Annotated in this window: 13 protein-coding genes and 1 pseudogene; 9 read left to right on the top strand and 5 right to left on the bottom strand. The window is 61.7% G+C overall.

Features of this window, described 5'->3' with window-relative positions:
• Nucleotides 1-38: 38 nt before the first annotated feature.
• Entirely contained in the window at nt 39-1,205 is a 1,167-nt protein-coding gene (locus tag PQQ52_RS24745) for an AAA family ATPase (protein ID WP_408217038.1), read from the top strand.
• Here PQQ52_RS24745 and PQQ52_RS24740 read toward each other — a convergent pair.
• Nucleotides 1,122-1,343 (bottom strand): annotated as a pseudogene (locus PQQ52_RS24740) (hypothetical protein); the annotation flags it as partial. The gene PQQ52_RS24745 and the pseudogene PQQ52_RS24740 sit on opposite strands and share 84 nt — an antisense overlap.
• 91 nt (nt 1,344-1,434) lie before the next feature.
• Here PQQ52_RS24740 and PQQ52_RS24735 point away from each other — a divergent pair.
• The gene (locus PQQ52_RS24735) at nt 1,435-2,502 is read left to right on the top strand and encodes a glycosyltransferase family 4 protein (protein WP_408217036.1); all 1,068 of its coding nucleotides are present in this window, start codon (nt 1,435-1,437) and stop codon (nt 2,500-2,502) included.
• Between the two features lie 120 nt (nt 2,503-2,622).
• Here the strand turns inward: PQQ52_RS24735 and PQQ52_RS24730 are convergent, their stop codons facing one another.
• The 3 genes from PQQ52_RS24730 to PQQ52_RS24720 form a co-directional block, all read right to left on the bottom strand.
• Complete coding sequence (locus PQQ52_RS24730) at nt 2,623-3,210, bottom strand: BPSL1445 family SYLF domain-containing lipoprotein (protein ID WP_408217033.1); 588 nt, start codon at nt 3,208-3,210, stop codon at nt 2,623-2,625.
• Nucleotides 3,211-3,569: 359 nt separating this feature from the next.
• Complete coding sequence (locus tag PQQ52_RS24725; RefSeq protein ID WP_408217030.1) at nt 3,570-4,016, bottom strand: hypothetical protein; 447 nt, start codon at nt 4,014-4,016, stop codon at nt 3,570-3,572.
• A 293-nt stretch (nt 4,017-4,309) separates the two neighbouring features.
• Nucleotides 4,310-4,606, bottom strand: a complete 297-nt coding sequence (locus tag PQQ52_RS24720; protein ID WP_169487044.1) for a PsiF family protein — start codon at nt 4,604-4,606, stop codon at nt 4,310-4,312.
• 447 nt (nt 4,607-5,053) lie between these two features.
• Between PQQ52_RS24720 and PQQ52_RS24715 the strand changes: the two genes are divergently transcribed.
• Both PQQ52_RS24715 and PQQ52_RS24710 read left to right on the top strand, forming a co-directional pair.
• The gene (locus tag PQQ52_RS24715; protein ID WP_408217027.1) at nt 5,054-5,350 is read left to right on the top strand and encodes a YciI-like protein; all 297 of its coding nucleotides are present in this window, start codon (nt 5,054-5,056) and stop codon (nt 5,348-5,350) included.
• Nucleotides 5,351-5,934: 584 nt separating this feature from the next.
• Nucleotides 5,935-7,089, top strand: coding sequence for a DUF6566 family protein (locus tag PQQ52_RS24710; RefSeq protein WP_408217025.1), 1,155 nt, complete (start codon nt 5,935-5,937; stop codon nt 7,087-7,089).
• Between the two features lie 244 nt (nt 7,090-7,333).
• Here the strand turns inward: PQQ52_RS24710 and PQQ52_RS24705 are convergent, their stop codons facing one another.
• Nucleotides 7,334-8,887 (bottom strand): mannose-1-phosphate guanylyltransferase/mannose-6-phosphate isomerase, encoded by a 1,554-nt coding sequence (locus PQQ52_RS24705; protein WP_408217023.1) that lies wholly within the window; start codon nt 8,885-8,887, stop codon nt 7,334-7,336.
• 644 nt (nt 8,888-9,531) lie between these two features.
• Here PQQ52_RS24705 and PQQ52_RS24700 point away from each other — a divergent pair.
• The 5 genes from PQQ52_RS24700 (at nt 9,532) to PQQ52_RS24680 (ending at nt 16,532) form a co-directional block, all read left to right on the top strand.
• Nucleotides 9,532-10,929, top strand: coding sequence for an undecaprenyl-phosphate glucose phosphotransferase (locus PQQ52_RS24700; RefSeq protein ID WP_408217021.1), 1,398 nt, complete (start codon nt 9,532-9,534; stop codon nt 10,927-10,929).
• Nucleotides 10,930-11,019: 90 nt separating this feature from the next.
• On the top strand, nt 11,020-12,474 hold the full coding sequence (locus PQQ52_RS24695; RefSeq protein WP_408217019.1) for a UDP-glucose dehydrogenase family protein: 1,455 nt from the start codon (nt 11,020-11,022) through the stop codon (nt 12,472-12,474).
• 36 nt (nt 12,475-12,510) lie between these two features.
• Nucleotides 12,511-12,966 carry an arsenate reductase/protein-tyrosine-phosphatase family protein gene (locus PQQ52_RS24690; RefSeq protein ID WP_408217017.1) on the top strand — a complete coding sequence of 152 codons (456 nt, stop codon included), beginning with the start codon at nt 12,511-12,513 and terminating at the stop codon, nt 12,964-12,966.
• Nucleotides 12,960-14,198: a polysaccharide biosynthesis/export family protein gene (locus PQQ52_RS24685; RefSeq protein WP_408217014.1), complete on the top strand. Its 1,239-nt coding sequence runs from the start codon at nt 12,960-12,962 to the stop codon at nt 14,196-14,198. Before PQQ52_RS24690 ends, PQQ52_RS24685 begins: the two co-directional genes overlap by 7 nt.
• Before the next feature lie 135 nt (nt 14,199-14,333).
• Nucleotides 14,334-16,532 (top strand): polysaccharide biosynthesis tyrosine autokinase, encoded by a 2,199-nt coding sequence (locus tag PQQ52_RS24680; protein ID WP_408217230.1) that lies wholly within the window; start codon nt 14,334-14,336, stop codon nt 16,530-16,532.
• Nucleotides 16,533-16,540: the final 8 nt, after the last annotated feature.

Raw genomic sequence — 16,540 nt, 5'->3', positions numbered from 1 at the left:
GGCGCCCGGCAGCGCGCGTTTGATCGGCGGCCGGCTGCATGCTGAGGACTTTGGCTATCGCAGGATATCGGTCGCTGCGCGAGTTGATCGTGCCGCTCGGGCAATTGAATGTCATCACGGGTGCGAACGGCAGCGGCAAGTCGAGCGTGTACCGCTCGCTGCGCCTGCTGGCGGAGACCGCGCGCGGCGGTGTGATCACGTCGCTCGCGCGCGAAGGTGGTTTGCAATCCACGCTGTGGGCTGGACCTGAACGCTTTTCGCGCGCGGTGCTGGCAGGCGAGTTGCCGGTCGAGGGCACGCGCCGAAAAGAGCCAGTGAGTCTGCGGCTTGGATTTTCCGACGATGAATTCGGCTATGCGATCGATCTCGGATTGCCGCCGCTCGACAGGGCCACCCGCTTTCCGCTCGACCCCACGATCAAACGCGAGTGCATCTGGAGCGGTCCGGTGTTGCGGCCGTCGGCCCTGCTGGTCGACCGGCATGGCGCTGCGCTGCGTACGCGTGACGAGCAGGGCGAGTGGCAAACCATCCCTCAACCGGTCGCGAGCTTCGACAGCATGATGACGGAGTTCTCTGACCCACGGACCGCTCCCGAGATGATCACCGTGCGCGAGCAGATTCGTTCGTGGCGCTTTTACGACCACTTCCGCACCGATGCAGAAGCGGCCGCGCGTCTGCCGCAGATCGGCACGCACACCCCGGTGCTCTCAAACGACGGTGCGGACCTCGCGGCGGCCTTGCAAACCATCCGCGAGATCGGCGACCCCGTTGCGCTCGATGCCGCTATCGACGACGCTTTTCCCGGCTCGCACCTCGACATCGCCACACAGGACGGCCGCTTCGAAGTGTCGATGCAGCAACACGGCCTGCTGCGGCCGTTGAAGGGCGCGGAACTGTCGGATGGCACCTTGCGCTATCTGCTGCTGGTAGCCGCGCTGCTGACGCCGCGACCGCCCGCGCTGCTGGTGCTGAACGAACCGGAGACGAGCTTGCATCCGGACCTGCTGCCGGCGCTGGCGCGCCTCATCGCGCGGGCTTCAGCGCATTCCCAGGTGCTGGTGGTCTCGCACGCGGCGCGGCTGATCGCGGCGCTCGAACGCGAGGACAAAAGCCAGTCGATCGTGCTCGAGAAGCACTTCGGCGCGACGCGCATCGCCGATGCGGATGATCACGACCTGCCGCCCTGGAAACGGCCGGCGCGATAACGGCGGGCGGATAATGAGCGCCGCCGGATGTAAGCTGATTGTAACAACGCGTAGGATTTGCAAACCGAAGGGCTTTTTGTTGCAACCTGATGAATAATGCTTTGATGCGGATGGTGCAGGCGAACGCCCGGCGTTCACTGCATGGATAGAGAAGGCCCGGCGCTGTCATGCTCAGCGCCCCTGACGTGCACCGCCATTGGCGCAAGCCGTCAGCTCACGGAGACAAAATATGAAGATTGCCCAGATCGCCCCTTTGACCGAATCAGTGCCGCCAAAGCTTTACGGCGGTACCGAGCGCGTCGTGTCTTACATTACCGAGGCGCTGGTCGATCTCGGCCATGACGTGACGCTGTTCGCGAGCGGTGACTCCGTCACGAGCGCCAAGCTCGAAGCGGTATGGCCGCGCGCACTGCGTCTGGACCCGGGCATTCGCGATCGCATCGCGCCTCATATGCTGCTGATGGAACTGGTGCGCCGTCAGGCCGAAAACTTCGACGTGCTGCATTTCCACCTCGACTATTACTCGTTTTCGGTCTTCAAGCGCCAGGAGACACCCTTCGTCACGACGATGCATGGTCGCCTCGACTTGCCCGAGCAACAACCGGTGTTCGACACGTTCAACACCGCGCCGGTGATCTCGATTTCGAACGCGCAACGTCATCCATTGCCGCAGGCCAAATGGCTTGCCACCGTCTATCACGGTCTGCCGGAGCAGCTCTACACGCCGCAGCCGGTTGAGCAGAAGTACCTCGCGTTTCTCGGCCGGATCTCGCCGGAAAAGCGTGTCGATACGGCGATCCGCATTGCCGGGCGCTGCGGGATGCAGATTCGCATCGCCGCGAAAGTGGATGCCGCCGACCGCGAATACTTCGAACGTGATATCCGGCCGTTGCTGGACTTGCCGCATGTCGAGTTCATTGGCGAGATCGCGGACAACCAGAAGGCCGAGTTTCTATCGGGCGCGCACGCGCTGCTCTTCCCGATCGACTGGCCGGAGCCGTTCGGCCTCGTAATGATCGAGGCGATGGCGTGCGGCACGCCGGTGATTGCGTTCAATCGCGGCTCGGTGCCGGAAGTGCTGGAAGACGGTGTGACGGGCTACATCGTCGAGGATGAGATCGGGGCGGTGGCGGCGGTCAATCGCCTGCACAAGATGCCGCGGGCGGGCGTGCGGCAACGCTTCGAGGAGCGCTTCACGTCGCACCGGATGGCGCAGCAGTATGTGGATGCGTATCAGTCGGTGATTCGCGCGCAGAAGCGTTCACGCTTCAAGGTGATCGATACGTCAGGAAGCTGAGCGGAGGAGAAGCTGCACGTAGCATTCACGCAGCAGCCTGAAAAAAGAACGGCGATGCGCACCGCGCATCGCCGTTCTTTTATTGCCGTTGTGCTCGGGACCGGCAACTGGATCGCGCGCCTAGATCTTCAGGCGCGAGACCTTGGTGCCCTGCAACGAGATATCGGCCATCAGGCCGGCATTGGTCAAAATGATTACTTCGACCGGGGCCGTTGCCGTGGTCGTGTCGATCGCACCGTTGGCGCCCATCTTCACCAGCGCGACGGAGGCGTCGCCGCCCGCGGACCAGCCGTCGGCGTTGCGGAATGTGTCGAGCGAGTCCTGCGTCATGAACAGGAAGATGATGGCCTTTGACTGCGCGCCTGCCTGCAGACCGAACGAGCCGGAAATCGTGCTGTAGTAACCCACCGTGCCGCCGCCTACGCGCAGCGAACCCTCGCCATACTGTCCGCCGACAATGAAGCCCGCTTGCAATACCGACGGGAACACCAGTACGCCGCGTGCCTTGGAGACGAGTTCGCGCGAACCCTTCACGGTGGTGAACAGTCGCGACATGGTGCCGTCGACGCTGGCGTCGATTGACTGGCGTTTGGATGAATCAGTGGAGGGCGTGTCGTGGCTGCTGCCATTGGTCGTGCAGCCAGCGAGCGTAAGGCCTCCGAAAGCGAGCGCGGCGGTAGTCTTCAACATGAAGTTTCGTCTTTGCATCGTTTTTCTCCATCATGGTTCCTGGGCACAACCTCATATGGTATTGCCGGGTTGCCATTGAGTTATATCACACGTAAGCGTAAAAGGCGTACTTCGTCGCAGGGTGAAAAGCCTTGTGTGGCGGGGCTTTGCGAGCGATCGCAAGGGGCGGCCATGTAAATTTGACCGGCCGCGGAGCGCGCTAAAAGACCTACGGACAGCGCGTTCGAATGGACTTTGGATGAGCCATGTCTGGCGTGGGCCCGCCCGGCGGTAGCGGCGCGGAAACCGTATCAAGTGTCTGTTTTTACCGATTTTTCGTGTTCACGATCCGCCTTGAAATCGGACTGAAAGTGTTGTCCCGACGCCGCAGCGCATTCTCAACCATGGTTCGCCGGACTTTTGACGGGCGGGCGCCGCAGCGCGCGGCGAATCATGCCTATCAACACACCGATCAGGAACAGCGTGACAGCCGGCACGATCCAGTAGCCGACGAACGCATGCCAGAGGTAAGCCATGAGCGTGGAGCGGCGCACGCTGTATTCATTGCGGGCGTCCTGCTGGCGCGGCAGATTGGCGGCCAGCACATCGGCCGGGCAGCCGGCGGCTTGCGCTTCGTCGGGCTTGCCATGGCAGCGCGCGGGCGCACCGGCGGCGCGTTGTGCGTCGGTGAAATTCCAGGTGGTCAGCGCACGGTCGAGGTCGACGGCGTTATACGCCATTTCCTCCCGGATCTCGCTGACTGCAACGATCGCCACGGGCACCGCCCAGAATACGATGACGACCAGCCACCGCCTTAACCAGCGGTTTTTATGCTTCGAAACCATCCTTGCCTCCGATCGATGCTCTGCAGCACCAACGACAAGATGGCGGCCCGTCTAATGTTGTGTATGGGGGTGGGCCGTCTCCGCAGCCATCATAGAAGAAAATCGGCGCGTTCGGGCGGATGGACTGCGAAGGGATGGTTGGCGCGAGGGCGGCGCCGACGCGGTGAAATGCTGAGGAGAATGACAGGGAAGAGCAGAAGAAAGACAGCAGCCGCGCCGGACAATGGCGCGGCCCTGTTCGAGCAATACGCGGTTAAACGCGCGGCGTGCGGGCCGCGCCGATTGCCTCGCGTTTAGTTAGCCGGCGCGGACGACAGGCAGGTTTTCATGAAGGCCTTGCGGTCGTCGCCTTTCTTGCCGGTGGCTTGCGTGTTACACGCTTTCATCTTGTCCTGCTGGCTCATCGGTGCAGCGGCGGCCGGCTTGGCGGACAGACAGGTCTTCATGAAGGCCTTGCGGTCATCGCCTTTCTTGTCGGCGGCCTGCTTGTTACAGTCGGCCATTTTCGTTTGCTGGCTGTTCTGCGCGAACACCGGCGAAACGAGGACAGCACCCAGCACCAGCGTAGCGATAGCGGATTGGATTTTCATGTGACACTCCATCGGTGGTGAAAACGTTTTTGTTCGTTCATGCACGTGGGCGTCAATGGCGTCCAGGAGCCCTCGGCATGTCCATTATGGCAAATGCTATCTGCCAGAACGGATAAAAGCGCGTTCCGGTTGACAGGCGCTCACGCTGGTTTTCCCCTACACACCGGGGATAGCGGGTGCGCCGGCGAATGAAACGGCTGAATCGTAGCAGCGCCAAAATATGTTATGCAATCCGGATTAATTGGCAAGGCGCATGCAAATGAATGGGTTCTCTGTCATTCGAGAGGGATGGTCAAACATTAAACATCCGATCCGCATTGCTGCAGATGCAAATGAATAGGAAATCGGCAGAAATCCCGTTAATGATCATATGGGTAATCTTGACTCGATTGCCTGTGCCGATGTGCCGTTCGTCGTCTCAACCATGCAAGCCAAAGGAGGCTCGCCATGCACTACCTGCTGATGTATGACCTCGTGCCGGACTATCTCGAACGGCGTGGCGTGTATCGCGAAGACCATCTGAAACTCGCCTGGGCCGCGGCGGAACGGGGTGAACTGCAACTAGCCGGCGCGCTGACGGAGCCCGTGGATACCGCCGTGCTGCTCTTCGAAGGCGACTCTCCTGCAGCCGGCGAAGCCTTTGCCAGAGCCGATCCGTACGTGCTCGCGGGGCTCGTGGCGCACTGGCGCGTGCGCCAGTGGATGACCGTGGTGGGTGAGGGTGCGGCGAACCCTGTGCGCTAGAAGCAGGCTGGTCGGTCGCGCTCGCGCGGCGTCGGGAGGAATGCGAACAGCATGCCCAGGCGCTGCGTTCGCCTCCCCGGCAATTGCGCCTCGATGCGCCTCGGGCGTTGCCCATCCGCTGCGCCCGGGCACGCTGTGGTCGCGCGAAAAATACGTTCGCAATGAATCGAAATGCATTGCGAATCAAACGTCGATTTCATAAAGGCCATTCGCCGACGGTGCCGCGCCATTGTGCTGTGCAATAGCAGCCTTCGCCGCAAGAACCGCCTATAGTTCTGTTACGGCAATGTGCGAAACGACGCAGCAAAAAGGACAAGTTTGTTTCCATCCGTAACACTTGTCTCAACAATATTCACGCAAACCCTGGTGGTGGTATGCTTCGTGCACAAATTCTCCCATGCACGAGTGAGACCACGTTTTGTGCTTCGCAATAGGGACAAACCGCACTAACCCAGTGCGATATTGGCCCACCAACAGAACGTACAAAACATATTTGTGCAACCGCGGGCTGCACACGGATCGTGAAAGTTGAATCCGTGGCTGTCCAAAGCCGCGGCCCGGCCAGGCTGCGTGGAGAAAACCCAATGTTTTTCGATGAGCTAAGCAATGACGAATGGGCGCTGCTGGCAGCGCTTGTCTCTGATGAGCCGGCCGTCCGTCTGAACCGACGCGGACGGCCCCGCGCCGAACCGCGTATCGTGGCGAATGCCGTCCTGTGGATTCTGACAACTGGCGAACCCTGGTCGAAGCTGCCAGGCCGCTATCCGTCCGGTCCCACATGCCGGCGCCGTTTTGAAGAATGGCAATTAAACGGCACCCTCCTCGAGATGGTTCGGCTGTTGTCGCAAACCGGGCGCACCTTCGCGTACGTCCCGCAACCGGCGCCGCCCGTCGCGGCCAAACCGGCAGCACCGGTGGCAGAAACCCCCAGCGTACGCGACGAAAGTCTGCGTGGCGTGTCATGGAGGAGCCCCGAGTCGTGGCAGGCGCCCGGTATTTCGAGCAGCGTGAGCAGCTGGCGTTCGGCCGATCCGATCGCCGATATCACGCGCCAGTTGTCCGGGCTGGCGAATGTGCCACCGGTGTCGCGCTCGCCGTCGGCATCGTCGGCTTCGTCGTCACTTGCATCACGTCCCGCTACGCGCGCCGGTATGCAAAGCATGGACGAAGCGCGGGCGGTGGGCGCGGCAATGCACGGCCTGGATTCCGCCATTACGTCGGCACGCCGGGCGCAACAGCTTGACGATCAGCGCAGCCCGCTGTCCATGAGCCTCGCGCCACGCGGCACGGAGGTCGCCGACCAGCGCGGCTATGTGATCTACGTTGCGGCGGAGCAGGTGCCCAACGCCATGTATCGCGCATGGGCGGAAATCATGAAGGACGGCAAGCGCGTCGAGCGCTCCGGCCTCGTCGGTCCACGTTTTGCGGAAGCCGAGGCAGCGGAACACTACGCGCTCGAATGGGCACGGCAGTGGATCGACCGTGAATGCCGCACGCAGGCGGCTGCAGAGGCTGCACCCGCAGTCAACGCAGCCGCGGCGGTGGCGCGTCCGTTGCCGGCCATGCGCCATGTGCCCGAACCGGTCACGGCGAATCATGGCGGACCTTTGCACGGTCCGCTCAATGCGTTCCGTGGTCCGCTGCGCCGTTACCCAAGTGAACCGGCCGCACCCGCGACTGAAAGCAGTGCATCAGATCGTTTTCCGTCGTACCCCGAACTCATTTCCCATGCGGGATGAGTGCGGCGGCTAGTGAGGTTGTAAGCGCAGCAGCTAGAACAGCAGATAAAAAAGCAGCACCCCGCGGCCGGTAGGAGCAACCGCCGCAGGTTCCCGCTTCATCCGTGGTGAATCATTGGTGTTACCTGACTGGCGTTGAATGTCGATTGACGTTGCCAGGGCGTTGCTTTGGCGCTGATTCAAGGTTGTGCGCCGGCATCGTTCACCGGCGCTCCTCATCATCGGCGCGCGTCAGTCGCGTGCTTCATTTGCGCCCATATGTGTCGTCGAAGCGCACGATATCGTCTTCGCCGAGATACGAGCCGGACTGCACCTCGATCATTTCGAGCGGCATCTTGCCAGGGTTCTCGAGACGGTGGGTGACGCCGAGCGGAATATAAGCCGATTCGTTTTCGGAGACGATGAAGCGCTCTTCACCCCGCGTGACGAGCGCGGTGCCGCGCACGACAATCCAATGTTCCGCGCGGTGATGATGCATTTGCAACGAAAGCCGCGCACCCGGCTTCACGACAATGCGTTTCACCTGGAAGCGCTCGCCAGTGTCGACGGAATCGTAGTTGCCCCACGGGCGATGCACCTTGCGATGGTTGGCTGCTTCCAGCCCGCCATCGTTGCGAATCCGTCCGACGATCTTCTTGACGTCCTGCACGCGCGATTTATCCGCGACCAGAATTGCATCGGCCGTTTCGACCACTACGAGATCCTGCGTGCCGACGCAGGCGATCAGGCGTCCTTCCGAATGCGCGAAGGTTGAGGTCGCCCCTTCAAACATGACGCGGCCGCGGCCCACGTTCTGATCGGCGTCTTTCTCCGAGATGTCCCAGATCGCGTCCCACGAACCCACGTCCGACCAGCCCGCTTGCAGCGGTACGACTACGCCGGATGCGGCAGCCTGATCATTGCCCAGTTGCTCCATCACCGCGTAGTCAATCGAATTCGACGGCGAGGCGCTGAACGCGTCGCGTTGCAGGCGGAAGAAATCGCCGTCCGCTTTGCCGCCCGCGAACGCTGCGTCGCAGGCTTCGTAAATCGCCGGCTGGAAGTGGCGGATCGCCTTCAGCCAGGTCGATGCGCGCATGATGAAAATGCCGCTATTCCACCAGTATTCCTGCGATTCGATATAACGCCGCGCCAGTTCCAGATGCGGTTTTTCGACGAAACGATCGAGCTTGTGCGCGCCGATCTTGTCGGCTGCTTCGCCGTCTGTTTCATGCGTGTCATTAGGCGTACCAAGCGCCGCGCCGATGCGGATATAACCGTAGCCCGTTTCCGCACGCGTCGGCACGATGCCCATCGTCACGATATGGCCGGCTGCCGCATGCTGCACGCCGGCGGCCACTGCCGCATGAAAGCCGTCGATATCGGTCACCGCATGGTCGGCCGGCATCACGACCATGATGCCGTCTTCGTCCTGCGCGGCAATCGAAAGGGCGGCCACCGTCAGTGCCGGCGCCGTGTCGCGTCCCGCGGGCTCGAGAATCAGCCGGGTCGGCTTGCCGCTCGTGCGCAATTGCTCGGCGGTCGTGAAGCGCTGCTCTTCATTGGCCACCACGATCAGTTGCTCGGCGAGCGGGTGGTCGGCTTCCAGCCCGTCGAGTCGGCGGGTGGTCGATTGCAGCAGCGAGTCGGCGCCGAGCAGACCAATCAGTTGTTTCGGATGCTGCTCGCGCGACATCGGCCACAACCGTGTACCGGAGCCGCCCGCCAGAATCACGGGATGAACTTTGAGTTTGACGTTAAGTGGCATAGCTTGCGTGGACCGGGTGTCGGCGGGCGTGGCCGTAACCGGAGCTGTCATGATGGACTCCTCGAGGCTGGGGGTGAATGCGTCGAGTTTTATCACGAAGTAAGGAATCAATAAAAGCGTGTTAAATAGAAACTATATAAAACGCTTAATAAAATTATCCGTTTCGTGAAGAAAAAATGTCCGCCTGATTTTTAAAAAATAAAAATTACACGAAAAAAATCGCGGCCAATTTTTTTATCTGACGAATTGACGCAGAATGGGGACGAAAGACGAGACGTAAGCTTCGTAGGAGAACGGACAGATTGGCTCGCCGCGGCTCCCAGAAAGGCACAAAAAGGTCTTTAAAACGCCGAATTCGGTAACAATTGCCGCACAAAATTCAGAAAAAATGCCGAAACTTTGACCGATACAATTTGAGATATTTTGCGGTCTTGCGGCGCGAATTTTAATATAGCTTTATCTATACCTGTACAAGGGTATTCACTCATCCAGACACGCATTTTCCGAATCGGCCGATTGGGCAATTTTTAGTTCGGAAAGCATCAGGGCAATTAGCACCGGTTCAATCAGATTCGCGTCGCGCATTTATCTGGCAGACGCGGATACCGGCGTTGTGCGCCCGGCGGTCTGATGGGCGTGACGGAAATTCAACCAACCAATGGATGGCACTTGACTGACGAACTGAGGGGCGGCGCATGCTGAGCGTTCTATCGAGAATCATCGACATCGCCATGGTCGCGCTCGGCGCCGCCATCGCGACGGCCGTGCACAGCGGGAAATTGGTGTGGCTGGACGACGTCCAAAGCGTGTCGCTCGCGTTCGATTGCCTGTTGGTGGTGGTGTTCTTTCCTGCGCTGGGTATCTATCAGTCGTGGCGCGGCAAGCCGCTCTACGACCTGCTGTGCCGCGTCGCGGGTGGCTGGGTGATGGTGGAGGTCACCGGCATCCTGATCAGCTTCAGCCTGCACCGTTCCGACAGCCTGTCGCGTCTGTGGCTCTTCTATTGGGCGGTTGCCACGATCGTGCTGCTGATCGTCACCAAGGTGATCGTCTATTCGATCCTGCGCGGACTGCGCCGCGAAGGCTTCAATCAGCGCGCGGTAGCGATCGTGGGTGGCGCGCCGTATGGGCGCTTCCTGATCGAACAGATGCGCAGCCGTCCGGAAGCGGGCTTTAGCCCTGTCGTGGTGTTCGACGAGGACGGCACGATCAATCCGTATGAAGACCCGGATGCGAGCGACCTGATCGAAGGCGTGCCGGTCGAGCGGGATTACGCGCGGATGCTTCAGCTGGTGCGTCAGCGGGCGATTCGCGAGTTGTGGCTCGCGTTGCCGATTTCGAAGGAGAAGGCGATTCACCGCTTCGTGATGGACCTGAAGAACGACTTCGTGAACATCCGCTTCATTCCGGACGTGCGCAGCCTCACGCTTTTCAATCAACCGATGGTGGATCTGCTCGGCGTGCCGGCGATCAACCTGGCCGCCTCGCCGATTACCGATCTGCGTGTGCTGCCCAAGCGCGTCTTCGATCGTCTGTTCGCGCTGGCGGCATTGACCGCGCTGTCGCCGGTCATGCTGGTGATCGCCGTGATGGTGAAGGTGAGTTCGCCAGGCCCGGTGTTCTTCCGCCAGAAACGCAAAGGCATCGACGGCAATCAGTTCGAGATCTACAAGTTTCGCTCGATGAAGATGCACAAGGAAGAGGCCGGCAAGATCACCCAGGCCACACGGCGCGATCCGCGCATCACCGCGGTCGGCGCGTTCCTGCGGCGCACCAGCCTCGATGAATTGCCGCAATTCATCAACGTGCTGCGCGGCGAGATGTCGGTGGTGGGTCCGCGTCCCCATGCGCTCGAACACGACGATATCTACAAGGATCTGGTGAAGGGCTACATGCACCGCTACCGGATCAAGCCAGGCATCACCGGGTGGGCACAGATCAACGGTTATCGCGGCGAAACCGATCGCATCGAAAAGATGATGGGCCGCGTCAAGCTCGATCTGTACTACATGCAGCACTGGACCTTCTGGCTCGACATCAAGATCGTCGTGCTCACGCTGTGGAAGGGCTTTGCGGGCAGCAACGCTTACTGAGCGGCGTATTGAACGTTTATCGAGCCGCGGCCGCGCAACGCATCGCGTGACCGCTCTCCTGAATCAACTCCATTTTCCGAGGTGTAATACATGAACCTGACGATCATCGGTAGTGGCTACGTAGGCCTCGTGACGGGCGCTTGTCTGGCTGACATCGGCCACGACGTGTTCTGTCTCGACGTCGATCAGCGCAAGATCGACGTGCTCAACAACGGCGGCGTGCCGATCCATGAACCGGGTCTGCAGGAGATCATTGCGCGCAATCGCAAAGCGGGCCGCCTGAAATTCTCGACCGACATCGAAGCCGCGGTCGCGCACGGCGACATCCAGTTCATCGCCGTGGGCACGCCGTCCGACGAAGACGGTTCGGCCGATCTGCAATATGTGCTCGCCGCCGCGCGCAACATCGGCCGCCATATGACGGGCTTCAAGGTAATCGTCGACAAATCGACGGTGCCGGTCGGCACGGCGTCGCGCGTGCGCGACGTGATCGCCGAGGAACTCGCCGCGCGCAACGCCGGCCACATGTTCTCCGTGGTGTCGAATCCGGAGTTCCTGAAAGAAGGCGCGGCGGTGGAAGACTTCACGCGGCCCGATCGCATCGTGCTCGGCTGCGATGAAGACGTGCCGGGCGAAAAAGCGCGCGAGTTGATGAAGCGCCTCTATGCGCCGTTCAATCGCAATCGCGAACGCACGCTGCACATGGACGTGCGCTCGGCCGAGTTCACCAAGTACGCGGCCAACGCGATGCTCGCCACGCGCATCTCGTACATGAACGAGCTCGCGAATCTGGCGGACCGCGTCGGCGCGGATATCGAAGCGGTACGCCGCGGCATCGGCTCTGACCCGCGTATCGGTTACGACTTCCTGTATGCCGGTTGCGGCTACGGCGGTTCGTGCTTCCCGAAAGACGTGCAGGCGCTGATTCGCACGGCAGCCGACCACAAGGCCAATCTGCGCATTCTCGAGGCGGTGGAAGCCGTCAACGACACGCAGAAAAAGATCCTTGCGCACAAGATCGTCGATCGTCTGGGTGAAGACCTGTCGGATCGCACCTTCGGTGTGTGGGGCCTCGCATTCAAACCGAACACGGACGACATGCGCGAAGCGCCGAGCCGCCCGTTGATCGCGGAACTGCTGCGCCGCGGCGCGCGCGTGAAAGCCTATGACCCGGTCGCGATCGACGAATCGAAGCGCGTGTTCGCGCTCGATCTGAAGGACGTGCCGCAACAGCACGCGCGCCTGTCCTTCGTGAACGAGGAGATGGACGCGGCCGAAGGCGCCGATGCACTCGTGATCCTGACCGAATGGAAGGTCTTCAAGAGTCCGGATTTCGGTTCGCTCAAGGAGAGCCTCAACACGCCGCTGATTTTCGACGGCCGCAATCTGTACGAACCGGACGCGCTGCTCGAACTCGGTATCGAGTATCACGCGATCGGCCGTCAAGCCGCGTTGCGCAATGCGCCGGCGAAGGTCGGCGCGAACGGTCTGCCGGTCACGTCCGCCGCGGCGCGTTCAGCCGACGCGGTCGAGGCCGGGCAGTAAGCCGCCGCGTTGCCACGCATCGTTAAGGAGCCCGCTATGTTCGCCAACGTTCTGATCGTCTGCCACGCCAACGTGTGCCGTTCGCCCGCAGCCGAGATGCTGTTCAAGGCCCGGCAGCGCGCGCCGTCGCGGTCGTCCTCAGCGCCGATCGCGTTTCATTCGGCGGGTCTCCGTGCCGCGAACGGCCACGGCATGGACCCGGTGATGCGGCGCCTGCTCGACGAGCAGGGCGTCGCTTCCGGCATCCACTATTCACGGCGCCTCGACCGCCAGCTCGTGCGTTCCGCCGACCTGGTGCTGGTCACCGAGCGCGCGCAGGTGGGCGCGGTCGAAGCGCTCGATCCGGCTTCGCGCGGCAAGGTCTATCCACTCGGGAAATGGGAAGGCGACTCCGACGTCGCCGATCCGCACGGCCACGTGGAGTCCGACTATAGGGAGAGTCTCGTGCTCATCGAACATCTGGTCATGGGATGGCTGAAGAAAATATGCTGATGAAAAAACTCACTGCACACACTTACGCGAACCTCAACTCGACGGGTTTTAAGTCGAAATTCGCCGCCACGCTTTTGCTGACGTCCTTTCTGTCGGCCTGCGCTACCGCTCCTGGCAATTACCTGGACACATCCCGTCTGAAAGACGACGGTCAGCATCAAGGTCAACAAGCGAACGAGACCTACCCGGTCCATATGATCGACGGCCCGCTGGTTGCGGCGCAAGCGCAGGCGCAAGCCGCCGCCGCGGCGCAGCAGTCGTTGCCGACTTCGCGCTTTACCGACCCGTCGCAGTATGTGTACCGGCTCTCCCCGCAGGACATTCTCGGCATCACCGTGTGGGACCACCCTGAATTGACCACCCCGCAGGGCAGCACGCTGTCGGCGGGCGGTAACACCACCCAGTCGATCGGCGGTGCCTTGCAGCAGCCGTATACCGCCGCGCTGCCGGGTCAGGCCGACCCTTACGGCCAGACCGTTGCCGCCGACGGCACGATCTTTTTCCCGTTTGTCGGCCGCATCAGGGCCGCGGGCAAGACGGTGGGCGAGTTGCGCGATCAATTGAGCTCCGGTCTCGTGCGCTACATCCGCAATCCGCAGGTCGACGTGCGCGTGCTGTCGTATCGCGGCCAGAAAGTGCAGGTGACCGGCGACGTGAAGACGCCGGGCCCGCTCGCCATCAGCGACGTGCCGCTCACGCTGGTTGACGCGATCACCCGCTCGGGCGGCACCAACACCGACGCGGACATCCAGCGGGTGCGCCTCACGCGCAACAACAAGCTGTACGTGCTCGACGCCAACCGCATGCTCGACCAGGGCGACACCACGCAGAACGTCATGCTGCAAAACGGCGACGTGATCAACGTGCCGGATCACACCGACAGCCGCATCTTCGTGATGGGCGAGGTGAAGACACCGATCCAGGTGCCGATGCTGAAGGGTCGCCTGACGATCGCTGACGCGCTCACCCAGGCCGGCGGCATTCTCGACACGGACGCCAATCCGCGCCAGATCTTCGTGATGCGTGGCATGCGCGAACATCCGACCACGCCGGACGTGTACCGCCTCGACATGACGCAGCCTGACGCGATCATGCTGTCGTCCCAGTTCCAGTTGCAACCGATGGACGTCGTGTATGTGGGCACTGCCGCTTCGACCACGTTCAACCGTGTGTTGCAGCAAGTCCTGCCGAGCGTACAGACGCTGTTCTACCTGAAGCAGTTGACGAAATAACCATCTGAGCCGTCGACAGGCCCGCGCCGCTCTCTTAGGGCGCGGGACCGAAGCAAACGCCGAAGCAAAAGCAGCAGTCAACGCTGACGCAACCGATACGGGAAGCGAATTGTGAGCAATCAAATCACTCCACACATGGCCGGTCCGATCAAGACCGAAGAAGAGGACGTCGTCCTCGGGCAACTGGTCCAGGTGATCCTCGACGACATCTGGTGGCTGATCACGATCGCCGTGGTGATCGTCGCACTGGCCGCCGCGTACTGTTTCCTCGCCAAGCCGATCTATTCGGCCGATGCCCACGTGCGCGTCGAGCAGTCCGATAACACCTCGCAGGCGCTCACGCAGACGCAGACCGGCGCGGCGATTACCACCGGCTCGACTTCGCTGCCGACCGACGCCGAAATCGAAATCATCAAGAGCCGCGGCGTAGTCGGTCCGGTGGTTCAACAACTGAAGCTGAACTTCAGCGTCGTGCCGAAGACGATTCCGCTGCTCGGCAGCATCGCCGCGCGCATGGCGACACCGGGTCAGCCGGCGCGGCCGTGGCTGGGTTTGTCCTCGTACGCGTGGGGCGGTGAAGACGCCGAGGTCGATTCGATCGACGTGGTGCCCGCGCTGGAAGGCCAGAAACTGACGATGAAGGTGTTCGACGACCAGCACTACGAACTCTACGCAGATAACGGGTCGCTGTTGTTGCGCGGCCAGGTCGGTCAGCAGGAGCAGGGCGGCGGCGTGACGATCCTCGTCAGCAAGCTGGTGGCACGTCCGGGTGAAGAGTTCACCGTGACGCGTTTTAACGACCTCGACGCGATCACCGCGTTCCAGTCGGCGATTACCGTGCAGGAGCAGGGCAAGCAGACCGGCGTGATCCAGATCTCGCTGGAGGACAAGAGCCCTGAGCACGCCGCCTTGGTGGCCAATGCGCTCGCGCAATCGTATGTGCGTCAGCACATTTCGAACAAACAGGTCGACGCGAGCAAGATGCTCGACTTCCTGAAGAGTGAAGAGCCGCGCCTGAAGTCCGATCTCGAACGGGCTGAAGCCGCGTTGACTGCGTACCAGCGCCAGTCCGGCTCGATCAATGCGAGCGATGAAGCCAAGGTCTATCTCGAAGGCAGCGTGCAGTACGAGCAGCAGATCGCCGGTTTGCGTCTGCAGATGGCACAGCTCACCGAGCGCTATGGCGACGACCATCCGATGCTCGTGGCCGCGCGCCAGCAGATGGCCGAACTGGAAGCGCAACGCGCCAAATACGCTGACCGCTTCCGCGATCTGCCGGCAACCGAAGTGAAGGCCGTGCAGTTGCAACGCGACGCGAAGGTGGCGGAAGACATTTACGTGCTGCTGCTTAACCGCGTGCAGGAGTTGTCCGTGCAGAAGGCCGGTACCGGCGGCAACGTGCATATCGTCGACCAGGCGATGCGCCCGGGCGCGCCGGTCAAGCCGAAGAAGGTGCTGATCCTGTCGGCGGCGGTGATTCTGGGCCTGATTTGCGGCACGGGTTTCGTGTTCCTGCGCCGCAATATGTTCAAGGGTATCGACGACCCCGACCATATTGAGCGCGCGTTCCATCTGCCGGTGTACGGCCTCGTGCCGTTGAGCGCCGAACAGGCCTTGCTCGAAAGCGGTTTCGAGCGCGGCGGCGAACGCCTGCGCTCGGTGCTGGCGAATGCCCGGCCGAAGGACGTCACGATCGAAAGCCTGCGCAGCCTGCGCACCTCCATGCAGTTCACGATGATGGACGCGAAGAACCGCATCGTCATGCTGACCGGTCCGATGGCCGGCGTCGGCAAGAGCTTCCTGACGGTCAATCTGGCGGTGCTGCTTGCGAACTCAGGCAAGCGTGTGCTGATGATCGACGGCGATATGCGTCGTGGCGCGCTCGAACGTTATGTGGGTGGGGCGCAGGAAAACGGTCTGTCGGAATTGCTGAGCGGGCAGATCTCGCTCGAAGAAGCGATCCGCACCTCGAACGTCGAAGGCTTGAGCTTCATCTCGTGCGGCCGCCGTCCGCCGAATCCGTCGGAACTGCTCATGTCTCCGCGTCTGCCGCAATACCTGGACGGCCTCGCCAAACGCTACGACGTGATCCTGATCGACACGCCGCCGGTGCTGGCCGTGACCGATGCGTCGATCATCGGTGCGTATGCCGGTGCGACCTTCTTCGTGATGCGCTCGGGCGTGCACAGCGAAGGCGAGATCGCCGACGCATTGAAGCGCCTGCGCGCCGCGGGCGTGCACGTGCAGGGCGGCATCTTCAACGGGATGCCGGCGCGCGCGCGCGGTGGCTACGACCGCAGCTATGCAGCGGTCCAGGAATATCTGAGCACCTGAGTCTGAGC

The organism is Paraburkholderia sediminicola (genome assembly GCF_046030555.1).
GTDB lineage: Bacteria > Pseudomonadota > Gammaproteobacteria > Burkholderiales > Burkholderiaceae > Paraburkholderia > Paraburkholderia sediminicola_E.
Note: the sequence above shows the minus strand (reverse complement) of the source record. Positions and strands in the feature narration are given on the sequence as shown.